This window comes from Billgrantia sulfidoxydans (assembly GCF_017868775.1).
GTDB lineage: Bacteria > Pseudomonadota > Gammaproteobacteria > Pseudomonadales > Halomonadaceae > Halomonas > Halomonas sulfidoxydans.
Genome location: NZ_CP053381.1, coordinates 1,871,700 through 1,893,464, shown reverse-complemented (window position 1 = coordinate 1,893,464; position 21,765 = coordinate 1,871,700). Strand labels below are relative to the sequence as shown.

14 protein-coding genes are annotated in these 21,765 nt (G+C 58.6%); 1 reads left to right on the top strand and 13 read right to left on the bottom strand.

Annotated features, from left to right (window positions below; all coding sequences use genetic code 11):
* Positions 1 to 9 precede the first annotated feature (9 nt).
* From HNO51_RS08800 to HNO51_RS08790, 3 genes are all read right to left on the bottom strand, one after another.
* The gene (locus HNO51_RS08800; protein ID WP_209538993.1) at positions 10 to 2,139 is read right to left on the bottom strand and encodes a toxin VasX; all 2,130 of its coding nucleotides are present in this window, start codon (positions 2,137 to 2,139) and stop codon (positions 10 to 12) included.
* Positions 2,136 to 4,322, bottom strand: coding sequence for a type VI secretion system Vgr family protein (locus tag HNO51_RS08795; protein ID WP_209538992.1), 2,187 nt, complete (start codon positions 4,320 to 4,322; stop codon positions 2,136 to 2,138). The genes HNO51_RS08800 and HNO51_RS08795 overlap by 4 nt, the downstream gene beginning before the upstream one ends.
* Positions 4,323 to 4,670: 348 nt before the next feature.
* Positions 4,671 to 5,477, bottom strand: coding sequence for a Stf0 family sulfotransferase (locus HNO51_RS08790; protein ID WP_209538991.1), 807 nt, complete (start codon positions 5,475 to 5,477; stop codon positions 4,671 to 4,673).
* 367 nt (positions 5,478 to 5,844) lie between these two features.
* On the opposite strand from HNO51_RS08790, the gene HNO51_RS08785 reads away from it, so the two are divergent.
* Positions 5,845 to 7,611 (top strand): NAD(P)-binding protein, encoded by a 1,767-nt coding sequence (locus HNO51_RS08785; protein ID WP_242597236.1) that lies wholly within the window; start codon positions 5,845 to 5,847, stop codon positions 7,609 to 7,611.
* On the opposite strand, the gene HNO51_RS08780 is transcribed toward HNO51_RS08785, so the two are convergent.
* The 10 genes from HNO51_RS08780 to HNO51_RS21310 form a co-directional block, all read right to left on the bottom strand.
* Entirely contained in the window at positions 7,534 to 10,689 is a 3,156-nt protein-coding gene (locus HNO51_RS08780) for an ATP-binding protein (protein WP_209538990.1), read from the bottom strand. The genes HNO51_RS08785 and HNO51_RS08780 overlap by 78 nt on opposite strands.
* 596 nt (positions 10,690 to 11,285) lie before the next feature.
* Positions 11,286 to 11,942: an HNH endonuclease gene (locus HNO51_RS08775; protein WP_209538989.1), complete on the bottom strand. Its 657-nt coding sequence runs from the start codon at positions 11,940 to 11,942 to the stop codon at positions 11,286 to 11,288.
* 112 nt (positions 11,943 to 12,054) lie between these two features.
* Complete coding sequence (locus tag HNO51_RS08770) at positions 12,055 to 13,014, bottom strand: hypothetical protein (protein WP_209538988.1); 960 nt, start codon at positions 13,012 to 13,014, stop codon at positions 12,055 to 12,057.
* 360 nt (positions 13,015 to 13,374) lie between these two features.
* Positions 13,375 to 15,912, bottom strand: coding sequence for an ATP-binding protein (locus HNO51_RS08765; protein ID WP_209538987.1), 2,538 nt, complete (start codon positions 15,910 to 15,912; stop codon positions 13,375 to 13,377).
* A gap of 17 nt (positions 15,913 to 15,929) precedes the next feature.
* Positions 15,930 to 16,634 carry a DUF1294 domain-containing protein gene (locus tag HNO51_RS08760; RefSeq protein WP_209538986.1) on the bottom strand — a complete coding sequence of 235 codons (705 nt, stop codon included), beginning with the start codon at positions 16,632 to 16,634 and terminating at the stop codon, positions 15,930 to 15,932.
* A gap of 366 nt (positions 16,635 to 17,000) precedes the next feature.
* Positions 17,001 to 19,199, bottom strand: coding sequence for a catalase/peroxidase HPI (gene katG, locus HNO51_RS08755; RefSeq protein WP_209538985.1), 2,199 nt, complete (start codon positions 19,197 to 19,199; stop codon positions 17,001 to 17,003).
* Positions 19,200 to 19,458: 259 nt separating this feature from the next.
* Entirely contained in the window at positions 19,459 to 20,028 is a 570-nt protein-coding gene (gene sigZ, locus HNO51_RS08750; RefSeq protein ID WP_209538984.1) for an RNA polymerase sigma factor SigZ, read from the bottom strand.
* Positions 20,013 to 20,645, bottom strand: coding sequence for a DUF2703 domain-containing protein (locus HNO51_RS08745; RefSeq protein ID WP_209538983.1), 633 nt, complete (start codon positions 20,643 to 20,645; stop codon positions 20,013 to 20,015). The genes sigZ and HNO51_RS08745 overlap by 16 nt, the downstream gene beginning before the upstream one ends.
* 129 nt (positions 20,646 to 20,774) lie before the next feature.
* A complete protein-coding gene (locus tag HNO51_RS08740; RefSeq protein WP_209538982.1) occupies positions 20,775 to 21,428 on the bottom strand; it encodes a DUF6064 family protein in 654 nt (217 codons plus the stop codon).
* A gap of 43 nt (positions 21,429 to 21,471) precedes the next feature.
* The gene (locus tag HNO51_RS21310) at positions 21,472 to 21,723 is read right to left on the bottom strand and encodes a GFA family protein (protein WP_479688693.1); all 252 of its coding nucleotides are present in this window, start codon (positions 21,721 to 21,723) and stop codon (positions 21,472 to 21,474) included.
* Positions 21,724 to 21,765 lie beyond the last annotated feature (42 nt).

Here is a 21,765-nt window from a genome sequence, read left to right as displayed (position 1 = left end):
ACTACTACTTTAAACTGACCGGCAAGCTTGGTCAGACGCAGTTGAGCTACCTTCGCCGCTTCGGGGGTGGCCGGCGGGGAGCACGTACACCAGAGTATGCCCCGCTACCTGGCGGATGGCGTCGTCGACTTCCGCGCTCATGCGTTTCGGGCTGGTCGAGGTTTGCACATTGCCCCTGGGGTCCACCTGTTCGGCGTAGAGGTAGTCCCGTTGGGTCTGGAGCACGCCACTGGTACGGTCGCGATCGGTCAGCCCCCATTCGATGCCATCCCCATGCACGCCGATGATGACGTAGCGGCTCAGGTCGACGTCGCCGCGGTGCATGACCTGCAGCTCGCCCCTCAAGTTGCCGTCGATCAGGTTGGCATGGGCGCCAACGGCGGTGAACACACGGCGCATGTGAACCACTTCCAAGTCGTCGCCGATCCGTTCCGCGACCCGCAGCACGGCCTGGCTCCACTGCCCAACCACCGTGTTGACCAAGCCTCCCACCTTGATGGCGTTGGCCACGCTGAGCACACCGGCCTGCTGGGCTTTTTCCTGCTCGGACTGGTTTTGTGCGATCAGCCCCAGGGTCTCCAGCCCCAGGCTCGCGGCAAGGGCTTCGTCGATGTCGCGCTCGTCCTCGGCAAGCCGGCGCAGGAAGGCTGGCCGGAAATTGCCACTGCCATCATTGGTGTCGTCATCAGCCGATTCATCGCTGGCCTCGTTCTCGTCGGCACTCCAAAGCGCTTGCAACTCCCGGTCGGTCAGCAGCGTCTTGAGCAGTTGCCGGGTACGGGCCTCCTGGCGGGTGTCGCCCTGGTCGTGGAGCACACCGGGAAGCTGCTGCAGCACACCGAACAAGTCGCCACACAGCGCATAACCTTCGCAGATGCCCAGTTCATCGTGGCTGGTGAAATCACGCAGCACGGCAGTGAGCTGGCCCTGGCTGGCCAGTTGCTGGAGGGCCTCGAGCTGTGCGCGCACTACCGCAAGCGCGGCGTTGCGTTCAGCCTGCTCCAGGGTGGCATCGAGCTTTGTCGGGTCGATGGCACCCCGAAACTCGGCAAGTGGATTTGCCTCGCCACTGCTCGGCGCGGTGAAGAGAGCCTGACGAATGAGCTTGGCCGAATGCCCCAAGGGATTGTCGGCCAGCCGGCTGTCGAGGCCATCCAGGTAGTGTTCGGCGAGGTGGATCTGTGCCAGGGCATGGCGCAGCGTAAACAGAGGGTCCGGCAGTGCCACGGCAACGATGCCAGCGTTATCCCGTATGGCAGCCAAGAGGTCATCGCCCGCCTCGCACTCCAGCGCCAGGGTAGCAGCGCGATTGGTTTCCCCGGCTTGCTCCCACAAGGCTTTGAGCTTGGTGCACAATTCGTTTCCCGCTGGTGCGGTAAAGTCGGTGGTATAAGCTTCGGGCGATTCCAGCATCAGTTCGATACCGAGATCGCGTTCACGCAGTGGCGGCTGGTCGGCCACGCGACCGGCGGGAAAGCCGGTCTGCATGGAGAGCCAGCCTTCCATATCGAGGACGACGGCATGGGCGTGACCGACGGCGGTGGTGCGCGTTTCGAGCCGGCCAGGATTGGCTTCGAGCCAGGTGATGTAGGGCCAGCTCCAGGCAATCTCGCTGTAGGCGAGGCGCACCCGATGCAGGGTGGCCTGCCCTTGCAGCATGGCCGGCAGCAGGATGTTATCGAGCCATTCACCTGCGCTGTCGCGCTCGTTGGGGGTATCGCCGCCTTCGGCTTTCTCGCGATAGTGTTCGACGTCTACGTCGCTTAGCTTGCCGTCGGTGCCAACCTCGAGTTCGCGCCACAGGCGGTTGTCGAAAAAGACATAGAGGTATCCTGGGCGTAGCATGGCAGTAGCGATACCGGTATTGGTCGTTACCCCACTCCGCTGAACGGGGCGATTGCGCCCGACTTCCGCCAGGGGGCGAACGGCCAGCATGGTGTTGTCCTGCAGGCTGCCATCGGTGCGCTCGAAAACTGTTCTGGCATGCTCCTGCAGCGGTATCTCGATTTCACCGCCGCCTTCACGCTTGGGAATGACCAGCGCCAGAGTGCCGTCTTCGTCGTCCTCATATTCGACACGGCGCCGCACGCCCAGGTCGACATCCTCGTCTTGCAGTTCCTTGAGATCACCTTCGCTCATCCGTTCTGTCCTCCATTCGTCCGAGCCCGCCCCTTGCGCAGACGAACCTGCTGACCGTCCTGGCTACCGCTGGTGACGTCGACGAGAAACTCGCGCTCACCCAACCCTTCCGCCTCGACCAACTGTGCCTGCTGGCTGGGTCCATGGCCTGAGAAGGCGACTTGGGTGTGTTCCTCTCGCTCAGCGCGCTGGGGAAGTTCCGGGGGCTGCGCCCCCTGCCCGCTCCCCGAGCCGGGGCTGCCGCCGGAGTTGATCTTGACCTGGGCGCCGACGATGGTAATGCCGCTGGGGTCGAGCTTGAGGAAGCTGCCGCCGGCCTTGAGGGTGATCTCGGCGCCGGCGTCGATCACGGTCTTGCTGCCGGCCTTGTGGTGCACTTCCTGGCCGGCTTCGACGAGCTGGGCGCGGGCGGTCTTCTCGTGGCGCGTGGCGCCGACGATGAGGTGGTCGTCGCCGTCGACCTGGGTATGCCGCTGACCGTGCACGGTGAGGTGGTCGTGGCTGTGGATCTCGCTGATACGGTTACGGTGCACGCTGAGGTGGCTGTCGTTGCCGATCTCTTCGGTGCGGTCGTTGTGGGTCAGCAGTTCCAGGTCCTTCTGGGCGTGGAGCCAGATCTGCTCCTGGCCGGCCTGGTCTTCCAGGCGCAGTTCGTTGAACCCTTCGCCCTGGTGGCTCTGGGTGCGGATGACGGTGCGGGTCTTGTGCGCCGGGAGTTCGTAGGGCGGCGTGTTGACGGCGTTGTAGACCCGTCCGGCGATCAGCGGCTGGTCGGGATCGCCCTCCAGGTAGCTGACGATCACCTCGTGGCCGATCCTGGGAATCGCCATGCTGCCGTAGCCGCCGCCGGCCCAGTCCTGGCTGACTCGGAGCCAGGCACTGGCGGTTTCGTTGGGTTCGGCGTAGCGATCCCAGGGGAACTGCACCTTGACCCGGCCGTGTTCGTCGCAGTAGATCTCCTCGCCTTCGGGCCCGACGACGAAGGCGACCTGGGGGCCGTCGACCCGGGGCTTGGGGTTGGGTTCGGGGCGCCAGGCCAGGTCGGCGGGCATGAGCACCAGTTCGTTGTGGTAGCGGGTCATGGCTTCCGAGCCTGCCCGCCCCTGCAGGCCACCCTTCCCTTGCCTATCGCTCTGGCTGACGCTCTGAACAAAGCCGTCCTCTTCCAGGGCCTGGGGCTGCTTGCCGTAGTGGACCACGCCGAGCACTTGCCAGTCCTGGTTGAGTTCATCGAGGTCGTGATCGGTGAGGGTGAAGCGCACGCCCGGGGCCAGCTCGGGCAGGTCGCTCTCGGCGTCGGCGGTGCTGGCACTCCGGCGCAGGGATTCGAGGCGGATGCGGGTGAAGGCCCGGCCGGAGGCGTCGCGCTTGTAGCGGCCGGGGTAGTCGTAATGCTCATAGTCGACGCGCTGGGCGTGCTCCTCCAGCCCGTCGGCGTGGTGGTCGTGCAGCTGACCGTAGGCCGGGCGCTTGAAGGAGTAGTCCTTGAGCGTGGCCGAGGCCGGGGCGACCCGGGCGAACTGCTCGAGCTTGCGCACGTGGCGCTGCGGCGGTGTTCCTCCGGCGCGGCTGTGGTAGCTGCGGCTGCCCAGGTGGGTGAGCACCTGGGGTGCGTCGGCGAAGACCAGGCGATGGGCGGCGCTGGCTCCCTCTTCACCGCTGACTTGGAAAAACTCGTGGAAGTAGAACAGGCCCTCTTCGGCGGCCAGGCGCTCGACGAAGGCAAGGTCATGCTCCCGGTACTGAACGCAGTACTCGCGCGTCTCGGGTTCGCGAGTCGCGGCGAAGGCGAGATCGGTCAGGCCATGCTCGTCGCACAGGGTGTTGAGCACGGTGAGCGGCGAGACCTCCTGGAAGATGCGTGAGTTGTGGCGCAGCGAAAGGCGCCACAGCGCGGGGCGAATCTCGACCCGGTAGAAGGTGCGGCGGTGGCCGCGGTCGCCACGGGCGAATTCCGTGACGATGCCGTGCACGTGGCGCAGCGCCTCGCCCTCCTGCCAGATCGTCAGGGTGGCCTCGCGGTCGAGGATATCGGTGGCGGAGAGGCTGCCATCGCGGCTGGCGAAGCGCACCGTCAGTTCGAAGGGCTGGGAGAGCGCTTCCTTGTGAGTGAACTCGACCACCGCCAGGTCGTCGGCCCCGGCCAGGGCCAGGGTGAATTGCCATCCGCTTGCATCGGCCATGGTGCCTCCCTGCATCCGAAAGATGCCGCTCTTATTGGTTAATTAGGGGAATCGCAATTCTTCGCGCAGAGAGCATACCAATCGAAGCGGCGGGTATCTGTGGCACTTCGCCGATAAACATGTAGGAAAAGGCTTACAAAGAAGTCGGATCCGCCTATCCTCTTGGTGGTTGCACCGGTGGCAAAGGCGACCTCGGCCAAGCGATCAGTAGGGGCGTCGCTTACCTGCTCAACGACCGAACCGGCCGGAGGTGGGCATGGCGCTGGTGGCGAAGTCGTGGGGGGGGTAAACGAAAAACCCCCGAGCCAGGAATCCGGCTCGGGGGCCATGAGGAGGGGGTGCGCTCTGCTATGCATGTAGCATTCGCTTGACTTTTCGTTCAATACTTTTCATGAGGCCAGACGCCGAATTGCTCAAAAGCTCGCTCGATGCATTGAAGTCGGAGATGAACCTCTTCTCCCACTCTGCATTTCTAAGGTCACTCTGCTTTTTTGTGACTGGTTCGCGGGGTATATCAATCGGATCGATCTCTACGCCCATAAAATTTGCTATGTTATTTATCGACCGAACGAGATCACGACGAACATCATCAAAGTTCATTTCGATGTAGTTACAGCCGTTAGCAGCTAACGTGTACCTCCATGAAGCGTTGTTCAAAATGGTCTCGCGAAGGCATTTGTCAATATGAGCAAAATCATAGTGCGGATCATCGTTTACCGCCTCTTGGCCAGCAATCCACACCCCCGTCTGGCTGGCTATCGACAGTGACACGGCCTGCTTCAACAGATCCTTTCTCGACAGGAGAATGTAATAGGCATCTGGAAAACACTTGACCACATTACCGAAACCTCCAAACAGCTTGATGTGCGGATAATGAAGCTTTATCCCAAACACGCCGTTAGGCGATGTCCTTCGCTGCTTTATCTCCTCCATTACATCCTGAAAATCATCGATTTTCAGTCGCCTTTGCCATTCCTGCAAATTTACAGGATTCGAATATTCCAATGGAAAGCCAAATCGATTGGTTGCATGTAGGGCATGGCCCAGCATATGGCTGCCGCACCTTCCCGTCGATGCGATGACCAACACCTTGGCGGGAGCTTTTACTCTCGGATAGTCATGGCGCTCTGAAAATTGCTCTTCATATAAATGCATTGGATTGCCTTCATGCTTTCATGGAAGACATGGACCGCATCTCAAGCACATTTTCTGCGCTCTCACCAACCGCAACTAGCACCAACGGTGACGGCAAAGCCAACGCAGGCATGGAGCAAGTATAGCCGCTCAAATGAACAGGGGCGCCGTAGCGCCCCCGGATGTGACCAGCTCAAAGTTCCCGACTCAGTGCCACTTGCCCCCACCGACACCGCTGACGATGGAGACGGCCCCCGACTGGAAGTGGCTGACCGCATCACCTCGGTATCACCACGAACGCCGGAGTCAGCCCTGCCAAGCGCAACGGATCACTTCGGTATCACCTCATCTAAGCCTCTTGGACGCGACATCCTCCTGGCGGATTCTTATGAAAACAACGACTGGGGGCGTCACCATGGACCATGCACCGCTACGGATCGCCATCATCGGCGGCGGGGTTTCCGGCCTGTCGCTGGCCTACTATCTGCAAAAACTCGGCTGCCAGAAGCTGGGGCACGAGACGGCCCGGCAGCTCGAGGTCACGATCTTCGAGCGCAAGGCCAGCCTGGGCGGCAACGCCGAGACGGTGTGGGTCGACCTGGGGGTGCGGCGGTACCCTGGCAAGCCCGAAACGCCCTATCGCCGCTGGGCCGACCTGGGCGTCAATGACGTCAACCTGGCGACCTACCACCGCCTGCGCACGATACTCGGCGAGATCGGCGAGCTGGAGCGCATGAAGCCGCTGGAGAATACCGAGAGCTATTTCAGCCGCGACGGAAGCATTGCCCTGACCGACGACAAGGAGCTGTTTCGTGGCGTCAGCGACCCGGCCCACGAATTGTGCAAGGTCGATGGAGGCCGGCTGGCACTGCTGATCCCCGTGGTTCATCAAAGTGCCATCGCCCTGGTGGAGAATCACCGCGTTACGCCGCGCTATACGGTGGACGACTTCTTCGACGCCTGCGCTGCCGCCCCCGCCGAGATGCTGGCCGCGGCGGCGGAGCGTTTGAGCGTCACCATCGACTGGCAGGACCCGGAGCTACCGGCGCGGCTGGAGCGTATCCGCCAGACCATCTACTACCCCCGCATCTCGGCCATGTACTTCGCCGACGATCGCGGCCCGGGCGGCATGCCGCTCCAGGCCCCCTTCGAGTACTACCGCATTCAGGAGGGCGGCTCACCGCCGGACCGCCGCTACTTCGAGCACGGCGCCCAGCACTGGCTGGAGGCCCTGGCCGCGCATATCCTCAACCCCAATACGCCGGGCCCCCGCGTTCAGATCCTGCGCGGCATCGAGGTGGAAGCCAGCCTCTCGCCCCAGGGTGTGACGCTGACGGAGCGTGCCCCCGGCGAGCGACGCTGGAAAGCCGACCTGCTGTTCATGGCCACCCATGCCGAAGACGCCCTGCCGCTGCTGACCTTCGGCGACGGCCTGAGCGACACCCAGCGGGAGCTGCGGCATATCCTCGGCAAGGTGCGCTACACCCGCAGCTTCGGCGTCTGCCACACCGCCGCCGCGCGCCTGCCGCCCGATCGCAACCTGTGGCGCACCTACAACATCGAGGTGCGCAATCCCGAGGACACCTTCTTCCCCTACCGCATCGACTACGTGGCCAATCGCCACCAGAACGATGCCGAGAACCCCGCGTACAACCAGGCGGGCCTGCCGCAGTACTTCGTCTCCCTGGTGGATGATCTGAACCGGATTCCCCGCAGCGAGATGCTCGAGCGGCAGTCCCCTCCCCTGGACGAGTCCGTACCGATGACCGCCGCTCCCGGCGAGGGCGGCTATCGGGACCGGCTGCCGCCGCTGGACAGCGCCCTGGAATCCAAGGCCTGGACCCTGTTCAAGCACAACGTGCTGGATGCCAATTGCCTGGAGGCGCAGGCGGAGATCGAGCGCTACAACCAGGCCACCGCCCGACGGAGCGCCGAGGGCCAAGAGGGTTGCCCGCTGCTGTTCGCCGGCGGCTGGACCCGCGGCGCCGGCCTGCAGGAGCAGTGCCTGGAGCAGTCGGCGCATCTCGTCGAGCTGCTGCTGGGCACGGCGGAGCGCCGGGATGAGAAAGTCCTGCGGCTAGTGCCGACTGGCAGCCAGGCGGGGCAGCGTCATCACCAGGCCAGCGGCTTCGCCACGGTGCCAGCACGCCCGTAGGGCTTTCAGGGTGCTCTCCTCGCCGCCCTTCTCGCCCTCCGCTTGGCCGTTCTCCAGCCAATCGGCATAGGCCTCGATCAAGGCGCAGTGGTGCTCGCCCCAGGCACAGGGCTCCGCCCCCATCAGCTGGGTCAGGCGCCGGGCGTAGTGGCGAGCCGCCTGCGGGCGCCCGTCGAGCAGGCTGACCTCCGCCGCCGCGATCAGGAAGCGATAGCCGTTGTGCCCCACGCAGCCGGCATCCAGCAGCGCTTCGCCCTCTTGTAGCGTCGCCCGGCGCGTCTCGGGCTCCTCTTCCAGCAGCGCCCGGGTGCCTAGCACCCAGGGGCCGATAAAGGCCTTCAGGCCGTGCTGTTCGACCAGCTGCCAGGCACGCTCGATGCTGGCTCGCGCCTCGACCAGCCGTCCGGTGATCAGCTCGACCCGGGCGCGACTCTCCAGCAGGAACGCCTCGAAGCGACCGGAGCCCAGGCCACGCGCCACCGTCAGCGCCTGTTCGATCTGCTCGTCCGCCGCATACGGCTCGCCCTGGGAGAGCAGAATCCACCCCGCCGTGAGCCGCGCCACCACCTCGGCACGCCGGTTACCGACCCGCTTGCCCAGCTCGGCGGCATCGAAACAGTCGGCCAGCGCCGCTTCGGTCTGGTTGGCGTAAATGCGCGCGGTGCCCAGCATGAACAGGTTGGAGGCCTCCAGCTCGGCGTGGCCATGGGTTCGGCACAGCGCTACGCAGTGATCGAACAGCTCGAGGGTGCTGAGCATTTGCCCCTCGGCATAGTGGGCATCGCCCAGCCCGCTCAGGGCCTGGATCTCGGTGCGCACGTCGCCGCCACGGCGGGCCTGCTCCAGGGCGCGGGAGTGATAGGCGCGGCTGGTGGCAAAGTCGCCCCGGGGGAAGTAGAGATTGCCCTTGAGATAGAGCGCCTCGGCCAGGGGCAAGGGATCCTCCAGCGCCTCGGCCAGGGGCAGCAGGCCGTCGAGAATCGCCTCCTCCGCCGCCAGCGCATCGAGCATGTTCAGCACCCGGGCCAGCCAAAGATCGGCCGTGATGCGCTGACACTCTTCCCGGGCGAAGCTGCGCGCCGCCTCGAAGTGCTCCCGCGCCGCCTGGATCTGCCCGGTGGCCATCGCCACCTGGCCCTGCAGCAGCATCAGCCGGTACTCATCCTTCGGCGCATAGTCGATGGCGCGGCAATCCCGCAGCAGCGCCATGGCTTCCTCGTGGCGATAGCGGGCCATTTCCGCCGCCACCGCCTGCAGGAAGGCATTCGGCGCCTCCAGCGAGCGCGCCCGATGCAGGTGGCGCGCCCGTAAGCCAGGTTCCGCCTCGCCGTAGAGCGCAGCCAACCGCAGGTGCAGGCGGTCGCGCTGGATCTTGGGAATCCCCTCGTAGATGCCTTGCAGGATCAGGTCGTGCACGAAGCGGTAGCTGCCCTCTTCCAGCGGGCGCACCAGGCTGTAGCGCTGGGGCAGTTCGGGCTGATAATCGGCCTGCCCCAGCACCTCCTGCAGCGAGGCCAGGGAGAAGCGCTGTCCCATCACCGCGGCGATGCACATGGCCCGACGATCCAGATCGGTGAGCTGATCCAGCTTGCTCTGTACCAGATTGGCGAGGCTGGCCGGCAGGCTGCGATGAGGATGGAACAGCAGCAGTTGGGTCAGGAACAGCGGGTTGCCCTGGGCCTGGGTCACGCAGCGGGCGGCGTGCTCGGCGGGTACCGTGCCGTAGCTGGCCACCAGGGCCTCGGCCTCCTGCGGGCGCAGCGGCGGCAGCTCGATCAGAGTGAGCGGCAGCTCCGGCAACTGCGGGCGCAGGCGGCTCTCCAGCGGGTCCTGCTCCAGGCGCGAGGTGAACAGCCAGATCACCGGCGCTTCCTGGGTACCCTGCAGCAGCCCGGTGAGCGTGGCCAGCAGCGCCTCGTCGGCCCAGTGCAGGTCCTCCACCACCACCAGTTGCGGGCGATGAATGGAGCGCGCCAGGAGCAGATCGCGCAGTGCCAGCACCAGGCGCTGGCTGCGGGTCGCCGGAGTCATGGCGGCATAGAGCGACTGCGCCTCCTCCGGCTGAGGCAAGCCCAGCAGCGGGCGCAGCAGCATGGCGTGATCCATGGGCAGGCGCAGCGCCGAGAGACGGGCCAGCAGGAGAGCCTCGTCCAGAATTTCCGCTTTCGCCTCGGCGGAGGTTTCCAGCAGCGAGCGCGTGAGCTGCATCAGTGGGCCTTCATCGGCCCGGGTACCGAAGTCCAGCACCTCGGCCTGGTGATGATCGGCATGGGCCGCGGCCATCTCGGCAAACTCCGCGCTCAGGCGCGTCTTGCCGATGCCCGCCACCCCGCGGATATAGATCAGATGACCGGCCTGGTAGGCCTGGGTGCTCTCCAGGATGGCTTGCAGCTGGCCCAACTGCACCCGGCGCCCCACCAGCTCGAAGCGGGCGTCATGAGCTTCGTCCCGGGGTTGGCGATAGCGCAGCCACTCCCCGCCTTCGTCATCGAAAACGAAGCGCTCCGCCAACTGCACCGCCACCCCACGCTCGACCCACACACCGCTCTGCCCACCCGACATGGAAAGCGGCGTAGCCGTAGGCCAATGGCCGGCCTGAAGATACACGCCGCGGGCCACCCCCTGCTCCACCAGGGTGGCGGCACACAGCAGGCCGCGCTGCGCATCGCTGCGGTAAGCCCGGGGCAGCCCGAACAGCGCCGTGCCCCCTTCCGCCAGGCTACCGCCGAAATGCTGCACCCAGCTCGCCAGCGCCGAGGGATCGGCCGCCACGGCGTGCAACTGGATCAGCACGCGGGCGCTCTCCATCTCCTCGATATCGGAAGCGACAACGGCAGCCTCCTCGGCCTCCGCCGACAGCTCCTCGACCTCGACCTCGTAGATCTCGGCCAGATGGCGCGCGGTACGATACAGCACCGCCTTGCCACTCTCCGCCCGCTTGATGGAAGCGATGGAGACGCACAAGCGCCGATCAAAACAGTACTCGGCCAGCGCCTCCTGACTCAGGCCCAGCCGCTTGCGATGCAGCTTCAAGCGCTCACGATCCAGCCGCAAACGCCCGTCTTGGGGGATGATCAATTTGGGGTCCTTTGGCTGGCCTGATGACTACCGGTAGAACACACCGTAAGCAAACTCCGCCTCAACGTGCTCATTCCAGCCAGTGTTGCGAATAAATATTTGCCTAGCATGCGAAAAGCGACTGATCTTCCTTTCGTTGATCATATTCTCATGCCAGTTTCCGTATATTAGGAGCCCTTCGATTGCTTGGATGTAGTCCCTGGTGCATTTTCCCACGCGGAAGCATGGGGTCCCTAGTGTGATTGAAAAAGAGACTCCTGGATTGCTTGCCTGGAGCTTGATCATCCGTTCAAGATGATCACGCTGCTGATTTCTGATGGATGCACTTTGGTTGAAAACCATGCCAAGGTAGTAAGGCCACCACTGCTTTCCAACATACCCAACGATGCTGTAAAAGTATGCAGTTGCATCAGCCTCGACGCCTCCCGAGTAAAGAAGATCATGCGGAGCCGGTTGCGTCCATTCCACATCCGCAACAACGTCAAAATACTCTGGCCATGCAGCCTCGAAATTTTCCTTCGATCAATCTATGCACCTCCCACAGCTAACGCCGCGCTCTGCGGCAAATTGTCCGTCAGCAACGCCTTGTTTGCCACCTATATTCTGTTGCCTTTTGATAGATTGCAACGCTCACAAAGTAATTGCAGGTTCCGAACTGAATTGCTGCCACCTTTCGAAAAAGGAACAATGTGATCAAAGCATAGTTTTACATTGGAACTACATTCTACGCACTTGCCTCCGTCCCTTTGCCACACCTCCCTTTGAACCGGTCTGGGTATGGCCTCTCGACGCGGTTTTATTGGCTTAGGGTTCGGCATTGACGATGTATCGACACGAATCAAGCTTTCTTCAGTGACAGGTTCAGGCTGCGATTCCTGTCGCGGGCTAGCCTTGAAATCTGGGAGCGGCAGAAAGGACTTGAAAGCATTGATATAAGCAATCAAATCATCCAGTTCTTCCGTGCTTGTTATGATGAGCTTTAGGGCAGCCTTTCCCCTTTCCAATCCTGGTGATGGGTAAGTATTACTGTGCCTGCCAGATTCAGCGGCATATTCCAATGCGATTTCTGGAACAGTCTCCGAATCAGGGGGATATGGCAGCCATACGTAAGCATAATCATCTTTATTTGGCTGATCTATTTGAACCACCACGGCTAGGCTGCTTCCTACATCCCATGCGGTTACTTTCACCGTCTCGCGCGATGGACGCCCGAACTCTTTTGTAATTCTGTCTATAACCTGTTCTTTGAACATTGAATAAAAAATTCCTTTGTACTCGAATGCAGCTAAAGCCCGCAGTATGCGCGCCTTTGAAATGTAGGCGAAGCCGCAATGGAAAAGGAGTCGCCGTGGCTGAATTTTTTATTTACTGATTGAAAAGATCGTAATTTTCGTCTCCTCTTATTTTCTCTAGGTGACGAAAAATCAACTTAGGCCTCCTTGCGCTAAGCCGTCCTTTTTCGTCCAAGCGACTTACGCGCCCATATAGCCGACATTCTGAAAATATAAGGTGCTTATACTGAACAATACTGCCAATTTCGGGATAGGAGGTTAGAATATGATCATTGTATTTAAAGCCCATCGAATTTGACGTTTTATTCTCCCTGGTTACCTCACCTTCAAGGACAACTTCAGTACCATGCTCAAGATCAGGAAAAAGAATTTCATTTTCCTTCTCTTGTTCGTCTTGGCAGAATATGTACTTTTCGCCATTGTCTATCGTAACTTCATCCAGAATATCATCTTCAACCGATCCAATAACTAAATTTCTACCATAAGTGATATTGTTTGCAATGTTCTCCAAGATATTGGCAGGGCACTGACTGTAAATTTCTATCATGTGTTTAGGAACGTAGAGAATCTCTCCCTGAGCATTAACGATGCCTATTAACCCCTTTGAACTATCAAACCGGACGTCAGAAAACTTACGGATCGAAACATCTCCCATGTGTTTGCCAATCCGGGCAAACCATTTTACTCCATCAAGAGATGCTCGAAAAATATCTTTGAACCCAAAATCCGAGAAATCCTTTTCGGCCATCTTCTGTGCAGCTTTAGTCAAGTAGGCCGTTGCAACCACACCTAAGCCTGCCTGTGTCCAACCGGCTACTGTCTCCGGTATCAAGGCTTCCCATGAGCCTTTTCTTATGCGGACCGGTATCTCAAAGTCCAAATTTTGGAGATCAGGCGCAAGCTTACCGATAAAGTAGCGGATGGCAGAATCAAAACCTATTAATGCTTGAGCCTGCCTTCGTCCATCCATCAACCCATCTTCAATCAGAGGGCCGTCATATTTTATGTAACCCAAATATTTTTCTTCTTCCATGATCCCCTCGCACTAGATAAATACATAACGCACGGGCCGTTTTGGAGCTGCAGCGCGGCGGAAAAGCGGTTGGACCTCCCCGATAAAGTACACTGAAATCACAATCGACCATCAATCGTTTTCTGAATTCGCTGTCGCTCAGATATTCGCGGAGCATGGCAAACAGAGCGACACCGAATCCATAGGGAAAGTATCTCATTTCGTGGTGGGCAATCTTCGGCTTCATAACAAGTCAAAGTGTGTGCTTCCAAGACTTGGTATTGCTTTCTACTTTCGTAGCAAAATAAACCGCTATAGCTCTCTATCTCTGCCAAAAGAGCGTACAAACGATTCGTAATGGCAACATTAGATTCGAAAAAACTAAGCTGTCACCTGAATTTTCTTGTTGCGTACAGATGCTAACATTGTGCGGTAAGATTGATCTAACTTTAGAGCGAGCGCCTCTCTACTAATAGCCCCCTCACGGACTAGCTTCGGAGCCCATTCGAGAAAATCTCGAAGTTCTCTGAATGCTTCGTCTGATACTGATTTTTCATCCGCATAAAAATGGGAAACTTCAATTATTCTGTTAAAATTAGCACTTCGAATATCTCCACCATTAACAGCGTTTATAATTGCGCGCCCAGCCACCTCATACATGCCATTATTAATCGATTCATTCCAAATGTTGTCTACAACCTTAATGTTCAACTCCTTAAATCTTTCCCATCGCTCCTTTTTTGAAAGCTTAATTAGCTTTGAAGAATTTTCGTAGCACGAAACCAAATAACGAATTTTATTTTCAAAATTTTCAGTACTCATCGCCAAATTGTAACTAGCATATGCTTTTCTCTCCCCCCACTGTGTATCAAACTTCCCCATGCTACGAAGGGCATGATCGCATACTTCTAATATTTTTATATTAGTGCCATGGTTTACTTCAGTCTGGTACCACATTTCAAAAAATGCTGGCTTCCTTTGCCCCTTAATAAAGGCTTCTGAAAAATATTTTCTGGCTACTTCGTCGTTAATGTTGGGGTCTTCATACTCGGTCTTAGCCAACATAAAATAGAGATCGCTATTTTCTTTATATCTCGGCTGTCTCAACAAAGAAAGCACAGTATTTCTTGCGTCATCGTATCTTTCTTCTTTTATTAGTGAATTACATTGACGAATGGCCGCACCTACCTCTGGAATATGTATTTTGGTATTTGCCTCCAGCCCTTCGCTAATTTCTCTAATTCGACTAATATATTGCTCTGAATTGGGAACAATATCGCTTGCTATTGACAACACCAACTTACTTATTGATGACGTGCTTTCAAATCTCGGCTCTTCCTCAATAAATTCAATGCTGCTAATTAAAAAAAGATTTCCCAACTGCTCTATGGACTCATTAATCTCTGAATTTTCTAAATCTGTGTATAAATGGAGTTCACTTCGCGATAGCGATCCTATATAACTTATTGTTAAAAGGATTTTTATTGCCTCAGACGATAGTTCAGATACCTCTTTTCTCAATGCTGCTTCTCGAACCGTATCACCACTTTTTCCTGACCAGTCTAAAATGGCTTTATCTACTGAAAGACCAAGCTTGCATAACCTTAAAATTGATTCTGTGAATAACGGAGAGCCCTCGGACGCCGCATTCAATTTGTTTATGTTTTTATCGTTATATCTTTGCAAACCAAGTGATCCACACAAAGAATCAATTAAATCCTTGTATTCCTCTCCTTCTAGGCCTGGGACCAATATGGAAGAATCACTAGAATAAATATTATTGGCGCGCGTGGTCATCAATATCCTAGAAGACGAATTAGAGATGGTGCGCGCAATCTCCATAATACGCTTTTGCTCTTCGGGAGAATTTGAATCGATATCATCAATAACAACAAAAGATGGGATTAAGCTCAAACCTTCTCTGGCAGATCTTTGCAATTGCTGCAGTGTAAAATCCGTTACTTCATCAGGTAGAGATCCCGTCCTTAAGCAAACCTCGCTTAGCAACGACTCTAGGTCATTATAATGGGTATCCGGAGTTCTTACATACTGGTTATAGGCCGCTTTAAATTGCCGCTTCTTTGCGGTCAGCCAAATTACTTGCTCAAATAGCTCTGTGCCTGATTTAATTATCAGCTGGCAGAATTCATACGCAATAGATGTTTTCCCTTTACCTCCATCTGCAGCCAAAACTTTAGTGTACTGGAAATCATCTGAAAGCCAAGACCATAACTCTTGGAGTATTTCAAACCTACCAATAAAATCAGGACATATGAAATTTTTATCTGGCAGGTTGTGTTCAATTATTTTTTTCCTTGATTGTTTGGTAGTAGCTTCAGTATTAAAATTTCTCTCAGACACAAGGAACTCAAAATCAGCCTGTGTGACAACTTGCTTACACTCGTCTAGCTTTCTGATATAAACAGCATCTTTTGCCAATATAATTTTATTCTTCGTGTTTGCTCCATCAATCACTGCTGCAACAGAGTGATTTTTTTTATCTCTCTTAGGTATATGGAGCAAACCAACAAGCACTTTTCCCGTCCCGGAAGAAATTAATATTTCTTCATAAGTCAAATCAAGCCGCTGATTAAAATACCTATCAAATTGCCCCCTAAGCTTCTGTTGATCTATGAGATTCTTTTCCACACCACAAAGAATAAAAGAAGTATCTTTAACTTTTTCCTCCACACCAAAAATCATGTATCCACCAAAAGTATTGTGGAAACTGATTATCGATTTTAATATTTTTAAATATGAATCTTTATCCTCTTCAAAAGTTTTTTTGTAGTCCCACAACTCACACTCTTTCGAGATCAGCGCGCCGTCCCTTCTTACAAGCTTTTCAACAACAGACTTAGATATTTCGCCGTTCTTTATTGCCTCATAAATATCTTTCTTAATTTTAATAATATCCATATCTTTCTCTTTTTAATTCAGCCAAATTTAGAAATATTAAAATTTAAATTAGTTAGCATGCAAATTTCCAGAAAGCCTGATGCGCAGCCGATTACTCCAAATTTTGTTGGCTCAAACCCAAAACCAGCCCAAAGCCGCGCCACCTCCCCCGTATAAACAAGCCACCCAAACACCCCACAATTCACCACCACCCCACACCAAAATATGGCCTGAAACGGCTGCTTTCTGGTTTTGTGCCGAAACAACCGCTGCGCTACCAGCGCTCCGGGCCAGCCACCGATCAGGCCTGCGAAGAGAAGCGTGGCTTCTGGTGAGCGCCTTCTGCCCTTCCCTGCTGCGGCTTTGTCGATGCCGTACATGGCGAAGGTGATCACGCTCAGCAGCGCGTATGCCGCCAGGAGCTGCATTGGCACGTAGCCCAGCCCGCTCAAGGCAGCCAGGAGCGCGAAGAACGCAGCGGCGATGGCGGATGCCAACATCAGCCCTCTGGAGCGTGGGGATGCGCTGCGTGCTGCTTTCAGGTAGCCCACCTTCTGGGCTTTCGGTCTGTTTTGGCTATCTTGTGTCAGCTGGTAGGTAATCGGCTCGTTGAGTGTTGGGCGGCGCCCACCGCGGGGAAAGGCGCTGATGTGGACGAATACGCGAGGGCCGCCTGCGGCTGGCGTGGTGAACCCGAAGCCCTTGGCGTCGTTCCACTGTGTGAGCTTGCCTTCGTGCCGCATCAGTTATCCTTGGTTAATCAGGATGCTGTCAGAATGCCACGCACGGCCGAACGGTTCTGAATCAGTAGGTATTACTGAGATAGAAGGTAAAGCAGGTGTCGGGAGGGGGAGTTTGGGAGTCGGGGCACGCTACCGCCCCTGCTGGCAGAATGGATGATGATTCGCATCATCCTAATGCGGCAGTCCCTGCGTATTACTTGGTCTCTAAGCTATTCTTTGCAGCTTTTTACTAACCGTAACTAAGCATTACGTTGAGGGCAATGCCAACGAAAGCATTAGGTGGAATTAAGAACCCCGAAGGCGGGATTACCACCTTCGGGGTCGGTTTTTTGAGCCAGGTCCGCGTTACTGCCGCGGACCTGTCGTTCAGCGGTGCAGGTCGAAGCGGTCGTTCTCCATGACCTTGACCCACCCTTTCACGAAGCGGTCGATCATGCGCTCCTCACCGCCGTTGGCGGCGTACTCCTCGGCGATGGCGCGTAGCTGGGAGTTGGAGCCGTACACGAGGTCGACGCGGGTGGCGGTCCACTTCTTCTCGCCCGTCTTGCGGTGGCGGCCTTCGAAGCGCTCTTCGCTGTCATCGAGGGGCTCCCACACGGTGCCCATATCGACGAGGTTGACAAAGAAGTCGTTGGTCAGCTGGCCGGGGCGGTCGGTGAGGATGCCGTCGTCGTTGTCTCCCACGTTGACGCCGATGGCCCGCATGCCGCCGAGCAGTGCGGCCATCTGCGGTACGCTGAGGTTGAGCATGAAGGCGCGGTCGACCATCAGGTGTTCGGCGGGGATGGAGGTCACCTGGGGCTGCATGTAGTTGCGGAAGGCGTCGTGCCTCGGCTCCAGGTAGGCGATGGTATCCACCTCGGTCATTTCCTGGGTGGCGTCGGTACGGCCCGGGGTGAACGGCACGGTGATGTTGTGCCCGGCCGCCTTGGCCGCCATCTCGACCCCGACGCTGCCGCCCAGCACGATCATGTCCGCCAGCGAGATGTTGGCGTCCGAGGCGTCCTTGATCTGCTTGAGCTTGTCGATGACGTCGTACACGCCGGAGCGCAGGTTGATGTCCCAGCCGGTCTGCGGCTCGAGACAGATGCGCGCGCCATTGGCGCCGCCGCGGTGGTCGGTCTGGCGGTAGGTGCAGGCCGAGGCCCAGGCGGTGCTCACCAGTTGCTTGGCGCTGAGGCCAGAGTCGGCGATCTGCTGCTTGAGCGTGGCGATCTGCTGGTCGTTGACCAGCGGCCCCTGGTGCTCGGGCACCGGGTCCTGCCATACGAGCACCTCGTCGGGCACCTGCGGGCCGAGGTAGCGGGCGCGCGGGCCCATGTCGCGATGCAGCAGCTTGTACCAGGCGCGGGCGAACTCGTCGGCGAGCTTCTCGGGGTTCTGGTGGAAGTCCTTGGCGATCTCGAGGTAGATGGGGTCGGTGATCATCCCCATGTCGGCGGTGTTCATCACCGGCGGGTTCTTCTTGCCTTCCACATGGGCGTCGGGCACCCAGTAGCCTTCCTTGACCTCGACCGGCTCCCACTGGTTGGCGCCGGCGGGCGATTTCTTCACCTCCCACTGATGGGCAAAGATGGTGTTGAGGTAGGCGTTGTCCCACTGGGTCGGCGTCGGGGTCCAGGCGCCTTCGAGGCCGGAGGTCACGGTGTACTCGCCGAGGCCGGTTTCATTGGTGTTGGCCCAGCCGAAGCCCTGCAGGTGGATCTTGGCAGCCTCGGGGGCCTCGCCCACGGCATCCGGCGAGCCGTTGCCGTGCATCTTGCCGAAGGTGTGGCCGCCCACCGTCAGCGCGACGGTCTCGCGGTCGTTCATGCCCATGCGGGCGAAGGTCTCGCGTACGTCCTGGGCGGACTTCATCGCGTCGGGAATGCCGTTGGGGCCTTCCGGGTTGACGTAGATGAGGCCCATCTGCACCGCGGCGAGCGGGTTGTCGAGCACGCGGCTGCCGTCTTCCCAGCTGCCGGTGTAGCGCTCGTCGTTGGTGGCGAGCCACTCGGTCTCGGGGCCCCAGTAGATGTCGTCCTCGGGTGCCCAGATGTCGGCGCGGCCGAAGCCGAAGCCGAAGGTGCGGAAACCCATGGTTTCGAGTGCGCGGTTGCCGGCGAGAACCAGCAGGTCGGCCCAGGAGATCTTCTCGCCGTACTTCTGCTTGATCGGCCACAGCAGGCGGCGGGCCTTGTCCAGGTTGCCGTTGTCGGGCCAGCTGTTGAGCGGGGCGAAGCGCTGGGCGCCGGTACCGCCGCCGCCGCGGCCGTCCAGCGCACGGTAGGTGCCGGCGGCGTGCCACGACATGCGAATGAAGAACGGGCCGTAGTGGCCCCAGTCGGCGGGCCACCAGTCTTGCGAATCGGTCATCAAGGCATCGAGATCGGCGCAGAGTTCGTCGACGTCGAGCTGCGAGAATGCCTCGGCATAGCTGAAGTCGGCCCCGAACGGGCTGGCGTCGGGGTGTTTCTGGTGCAGGATGTTGAGGTTGAGCTGGTCGGGCCACCAGTGCTCGTTGCCCTGCAGACGGGATGTCGTGCGCGCCCCGTACTCCCGGCGTGTAGGCTTTTGATCGGACACGGTCTTCTCCTCGACTGGATGGTGGCCTACAGGGTATCTGAGCCGATAACGCCGCATCGCCTCATGTTGTTGTAAACGCCTTGCAGCCCTTCGCCGCAGGCATTGAGCGTCCCGTAAGCCGTCAAGTATCAGTCAAGGATTAGAGAGCGAAACCGTCAAGCTGGAGGGAGGCTTTCGGCTCGATAGGGGCAGGCTATGAGAGGCAGGCTATGAGCGATTGGCGGCATGGAATGTCACGGTGTCCCAGGGCGGTCTTGCGCTAGCGGCATTGGCACCCTTCGCCAACGTCGTAATTCAGTACCTCTCCACGCTGGTTCATTTCGACCCGACAGCACTCCACCAGCGCATCCCGCAACATGGTACGACCGCGCTGCACGCGGGACTTGGCGCCGGAGATCGACAGCCCCGCCTGGGATGCGTACTGTTCCTGGCTCAAGCCGCTCTCCAAGGTGGAGAGCAGCGCTGCGCGGTACTTTTCCGGCAGCTTGTCCATGAGCGGACGCAGGCACAGGGCCAGCTCCGCTTCCGCTCGATCATCTGCCTCCGGCCATTCCGCCAGTTCCGCCGGCAGCGGTGCCAGCGGCTTGTGCGCCCGGTAGTGATCCACCAGCGCATTGCGGGTGATCTGGTAGAGCCATGCGCGCAGCCGGGAGTCGTCCCTCAGCTCATCGCGGCGGGAGAATGCCTTGATGAGGACGTCATGCACGATATCCTCGGCCACGCTCTCGTCCGCCAGCCGCCTGCGCACGAAACGTAGAAGTTCGGTGCGAAACGCCTGCCACAGCAGGCGTTGGGCCTGTTCGTCGTTCGCGCTCAACGACACCCGCATGAATCCTCCTCCGTGGTTGGGCCGCAGCATTCGGCCTTGGCCTGTGGCTGGCAGCAATTGGCCTGTTCGCTTGGGTCGCAGCATGAATGCGCTGCGCCGTTCTGCCGGGCCGCCCTACCGGCGAAGAAGCGCCGCAGGTTTTCTGGCACTCCCCCATATTCAACCGGTGCCGGCGCTGCGGAACGCTGCCCCGCCAAGACGCCGAGCAGCGCTTCGACCACTAACCCAACGGGGGCTTCTGTGTATTCCTCGCCACGGTAGTGCCATATTCGGCAACTCGTGCCCTCATCCGACCCGCTGAGTGTCGTGCAGGAGTCACAGCGGCTCTCCCGGGTTTCGAATGCGAGGTCGAGACCGTTTACCCGAACGGTAGGCGAGGAACTGAACCGGTGCCGAACAGCCCGAGCTTCTGAATCGATGATTATCTTGTTGACGTTCAGCCTGGTCCCGATCGCCTCAGCTGCGGGGCGCACGATTTCGATAGCTTTTTCAATATTCTCAAGGGTACCGGCGCATCGCGTACAGCTCGTAAGGTCGAGGGCCAAAAGTTCGATGTCGATATCTGAGGGCGTGTGGCTCACCTCGGCCGATACGGGTGCCTGAGCTTTCTGCTTCATTTGGGTTCCTCCAGGGGTGAGCGCCTCGCCCTTGGCGAGGCTTTCACATCAGAAGACGGGCCAGGCGGCAGAAGGACGCAAAAATTCTGCACGATAATCCCCCTGTTCCGTCAGGGAACTGCATGTCAGTCACCATGTAGGCTTCGCCGTCTCGTGGCGCGGCCTGCCATTGCGCATCATCAGGTACACGCCCATCAGCCCTGCCCCAATGAGGGAGAGATCCTGCCCTACTCCTAGAAAGAAGGCGGCCTGGGCTCCGATGGCGCTCCAGATGACCGGTACCAGGAGGGGCCAGCGCGGATAGGGTGGAACCAGGAACGCCAACATCCCCAGCGTGTACAGTGTGGTGGGGCAAGGAAGCCCGAACGTCGGCATGTGGGGGTAGGTATGGCCAACCAGCCACGACCAAACCGGATATACCCCCAACGCGAAGCCGACCAATGCCGCACCGATCCAGGCACGCGCGTTGCCACGCCACTCGAAGCGGAGCCGATGACGGACCAGCCCTTCCCAGAAGAATATTGACGCACCGCCGAGCGACAAGGCGGCAAAGGCATACGCTAGCGGATTGATGCGTGCGAAGAAGACAAAGTGGTAGGCAATGGCCAGCCATGCCCATAGTGCGGCCAATATGCCGGCTACCGCCGCGTGACTCCAACGGCTCGGCCTGATGATCAGCACTATACCGATCAGGGCCAGGCCGCTCAGTACGAGCGGTGCCGGCCAGACCGCTTCGTGGTAAGCCCCGAACACCCCGAAGAACTGCTCCACGGTAAACGGCATGGCATGCCCCTCGGCGACGTGTGCCGTACGATTTATAGTTTAGTCAGGCGGCTGGGTTTGAGTTCGCTTTGATAGCCAGGCATGGATCAAGCCAGCCTGAAAGAATGGCACCGGATGCTCGAAGCCGCCTGCCTCGATGATCGATGCACGGACGTGCGTTCGGGAGCCCTTCGATTTGACGAGTACCTTCCTGGCAATCGTCGCAATAGCAAGCGGCACCCAAAATCGGGGAGCCGGTTACCTCGAGTTCAACGCTTCCACAAGCACATCGAGCAATCGGTTGATTCGTGGTCATCATCAACTAGTCCTTGGTTCAGGCGATGGCTACGGGTTCAAT

Coding starts and splice junctions, on each gene's coding strand:
- HNO51_RS08745 (WP_209538983.1), bottom strand. CDS start 20,645: ATGAAGCAGAAAGCTCAGGCACCCGTATCGGCCGAGGTGAGCCACACG.
- HNO51_RS08765 (WP_209538987.1), bottom strand. CDS start 15,912: ATGGATATTATTAAAATTAAGAAAGATATTTATGAGGCAATAAAGAAC.
- HNO51_RS08785 (WP_242597236.1), top strand. CDS start 5,845: ATGAAAACAACGACTGGGGGCGTCACCATGGACCATGCACCGCTACGG.
- HNO51_RS08740 (WP_209538982.1), bottom strand. CDS start 21,428: ATGCCGTTTACCGTGGAGCAGTTCTTCGGGGTGTTCGGGGCTTACCAC.
- HNO51_RS21310 (WP_479688693.1), bottom strand. CDS start 21,723: ATGACCACGAATCAACCGATTGCTCGATGTGCTTGTGGAAGCGTTGAA.
- HNO51_RS08795 (WP_209538992.1), bottom strand. CDS start 4,322: ATGGCCGATGCAAGCGGATGGCAATTCACCCTGGCCCTGGCCGGGGCC.
- HNO51_RS08790 (WP_209538991.1), bottom strand. CDS start 5,477: ATGCATTTATATGAAGAGCAATTTTCAGAGCGCCATGACTATCCGAGA.
- HNO51_RS08775 (WP_209538989.1), bottom strand. CDS start 11,942: ATGTTCAAAGAACAGGTTATAGACAGAATTACAAAAGAGTTCGGGCGT.
- HNO51_RS08800 (WP_209538993.1), bottom strand. CDS start 2,139: ATGAGCGAAGGTGATCTCAAGGAACTGCAAGACGAGGATGTCGACCTG.
- HNO51_RS08770 (WP_209538988.1), bottom strand. CDS start 13,014: ATGGAAGAAGAAAAATATTTGGGTTACATAAAATATGACGGCCCTCTG.
- HNO51_RS08760 (WP_209538986.1), bottom strand. CDS start 16,634: ATGCGGCACGAAGGCAAGCTCACACAGTGGAACGACGCCAAGGGCTTC.
- sigZ (WP_209538984.1), bottom strand. CDS start 20,028: ATGCGGGTGTCGTTGAGCGCGAACGACGAACAGGCCCAACGCCTGCTG.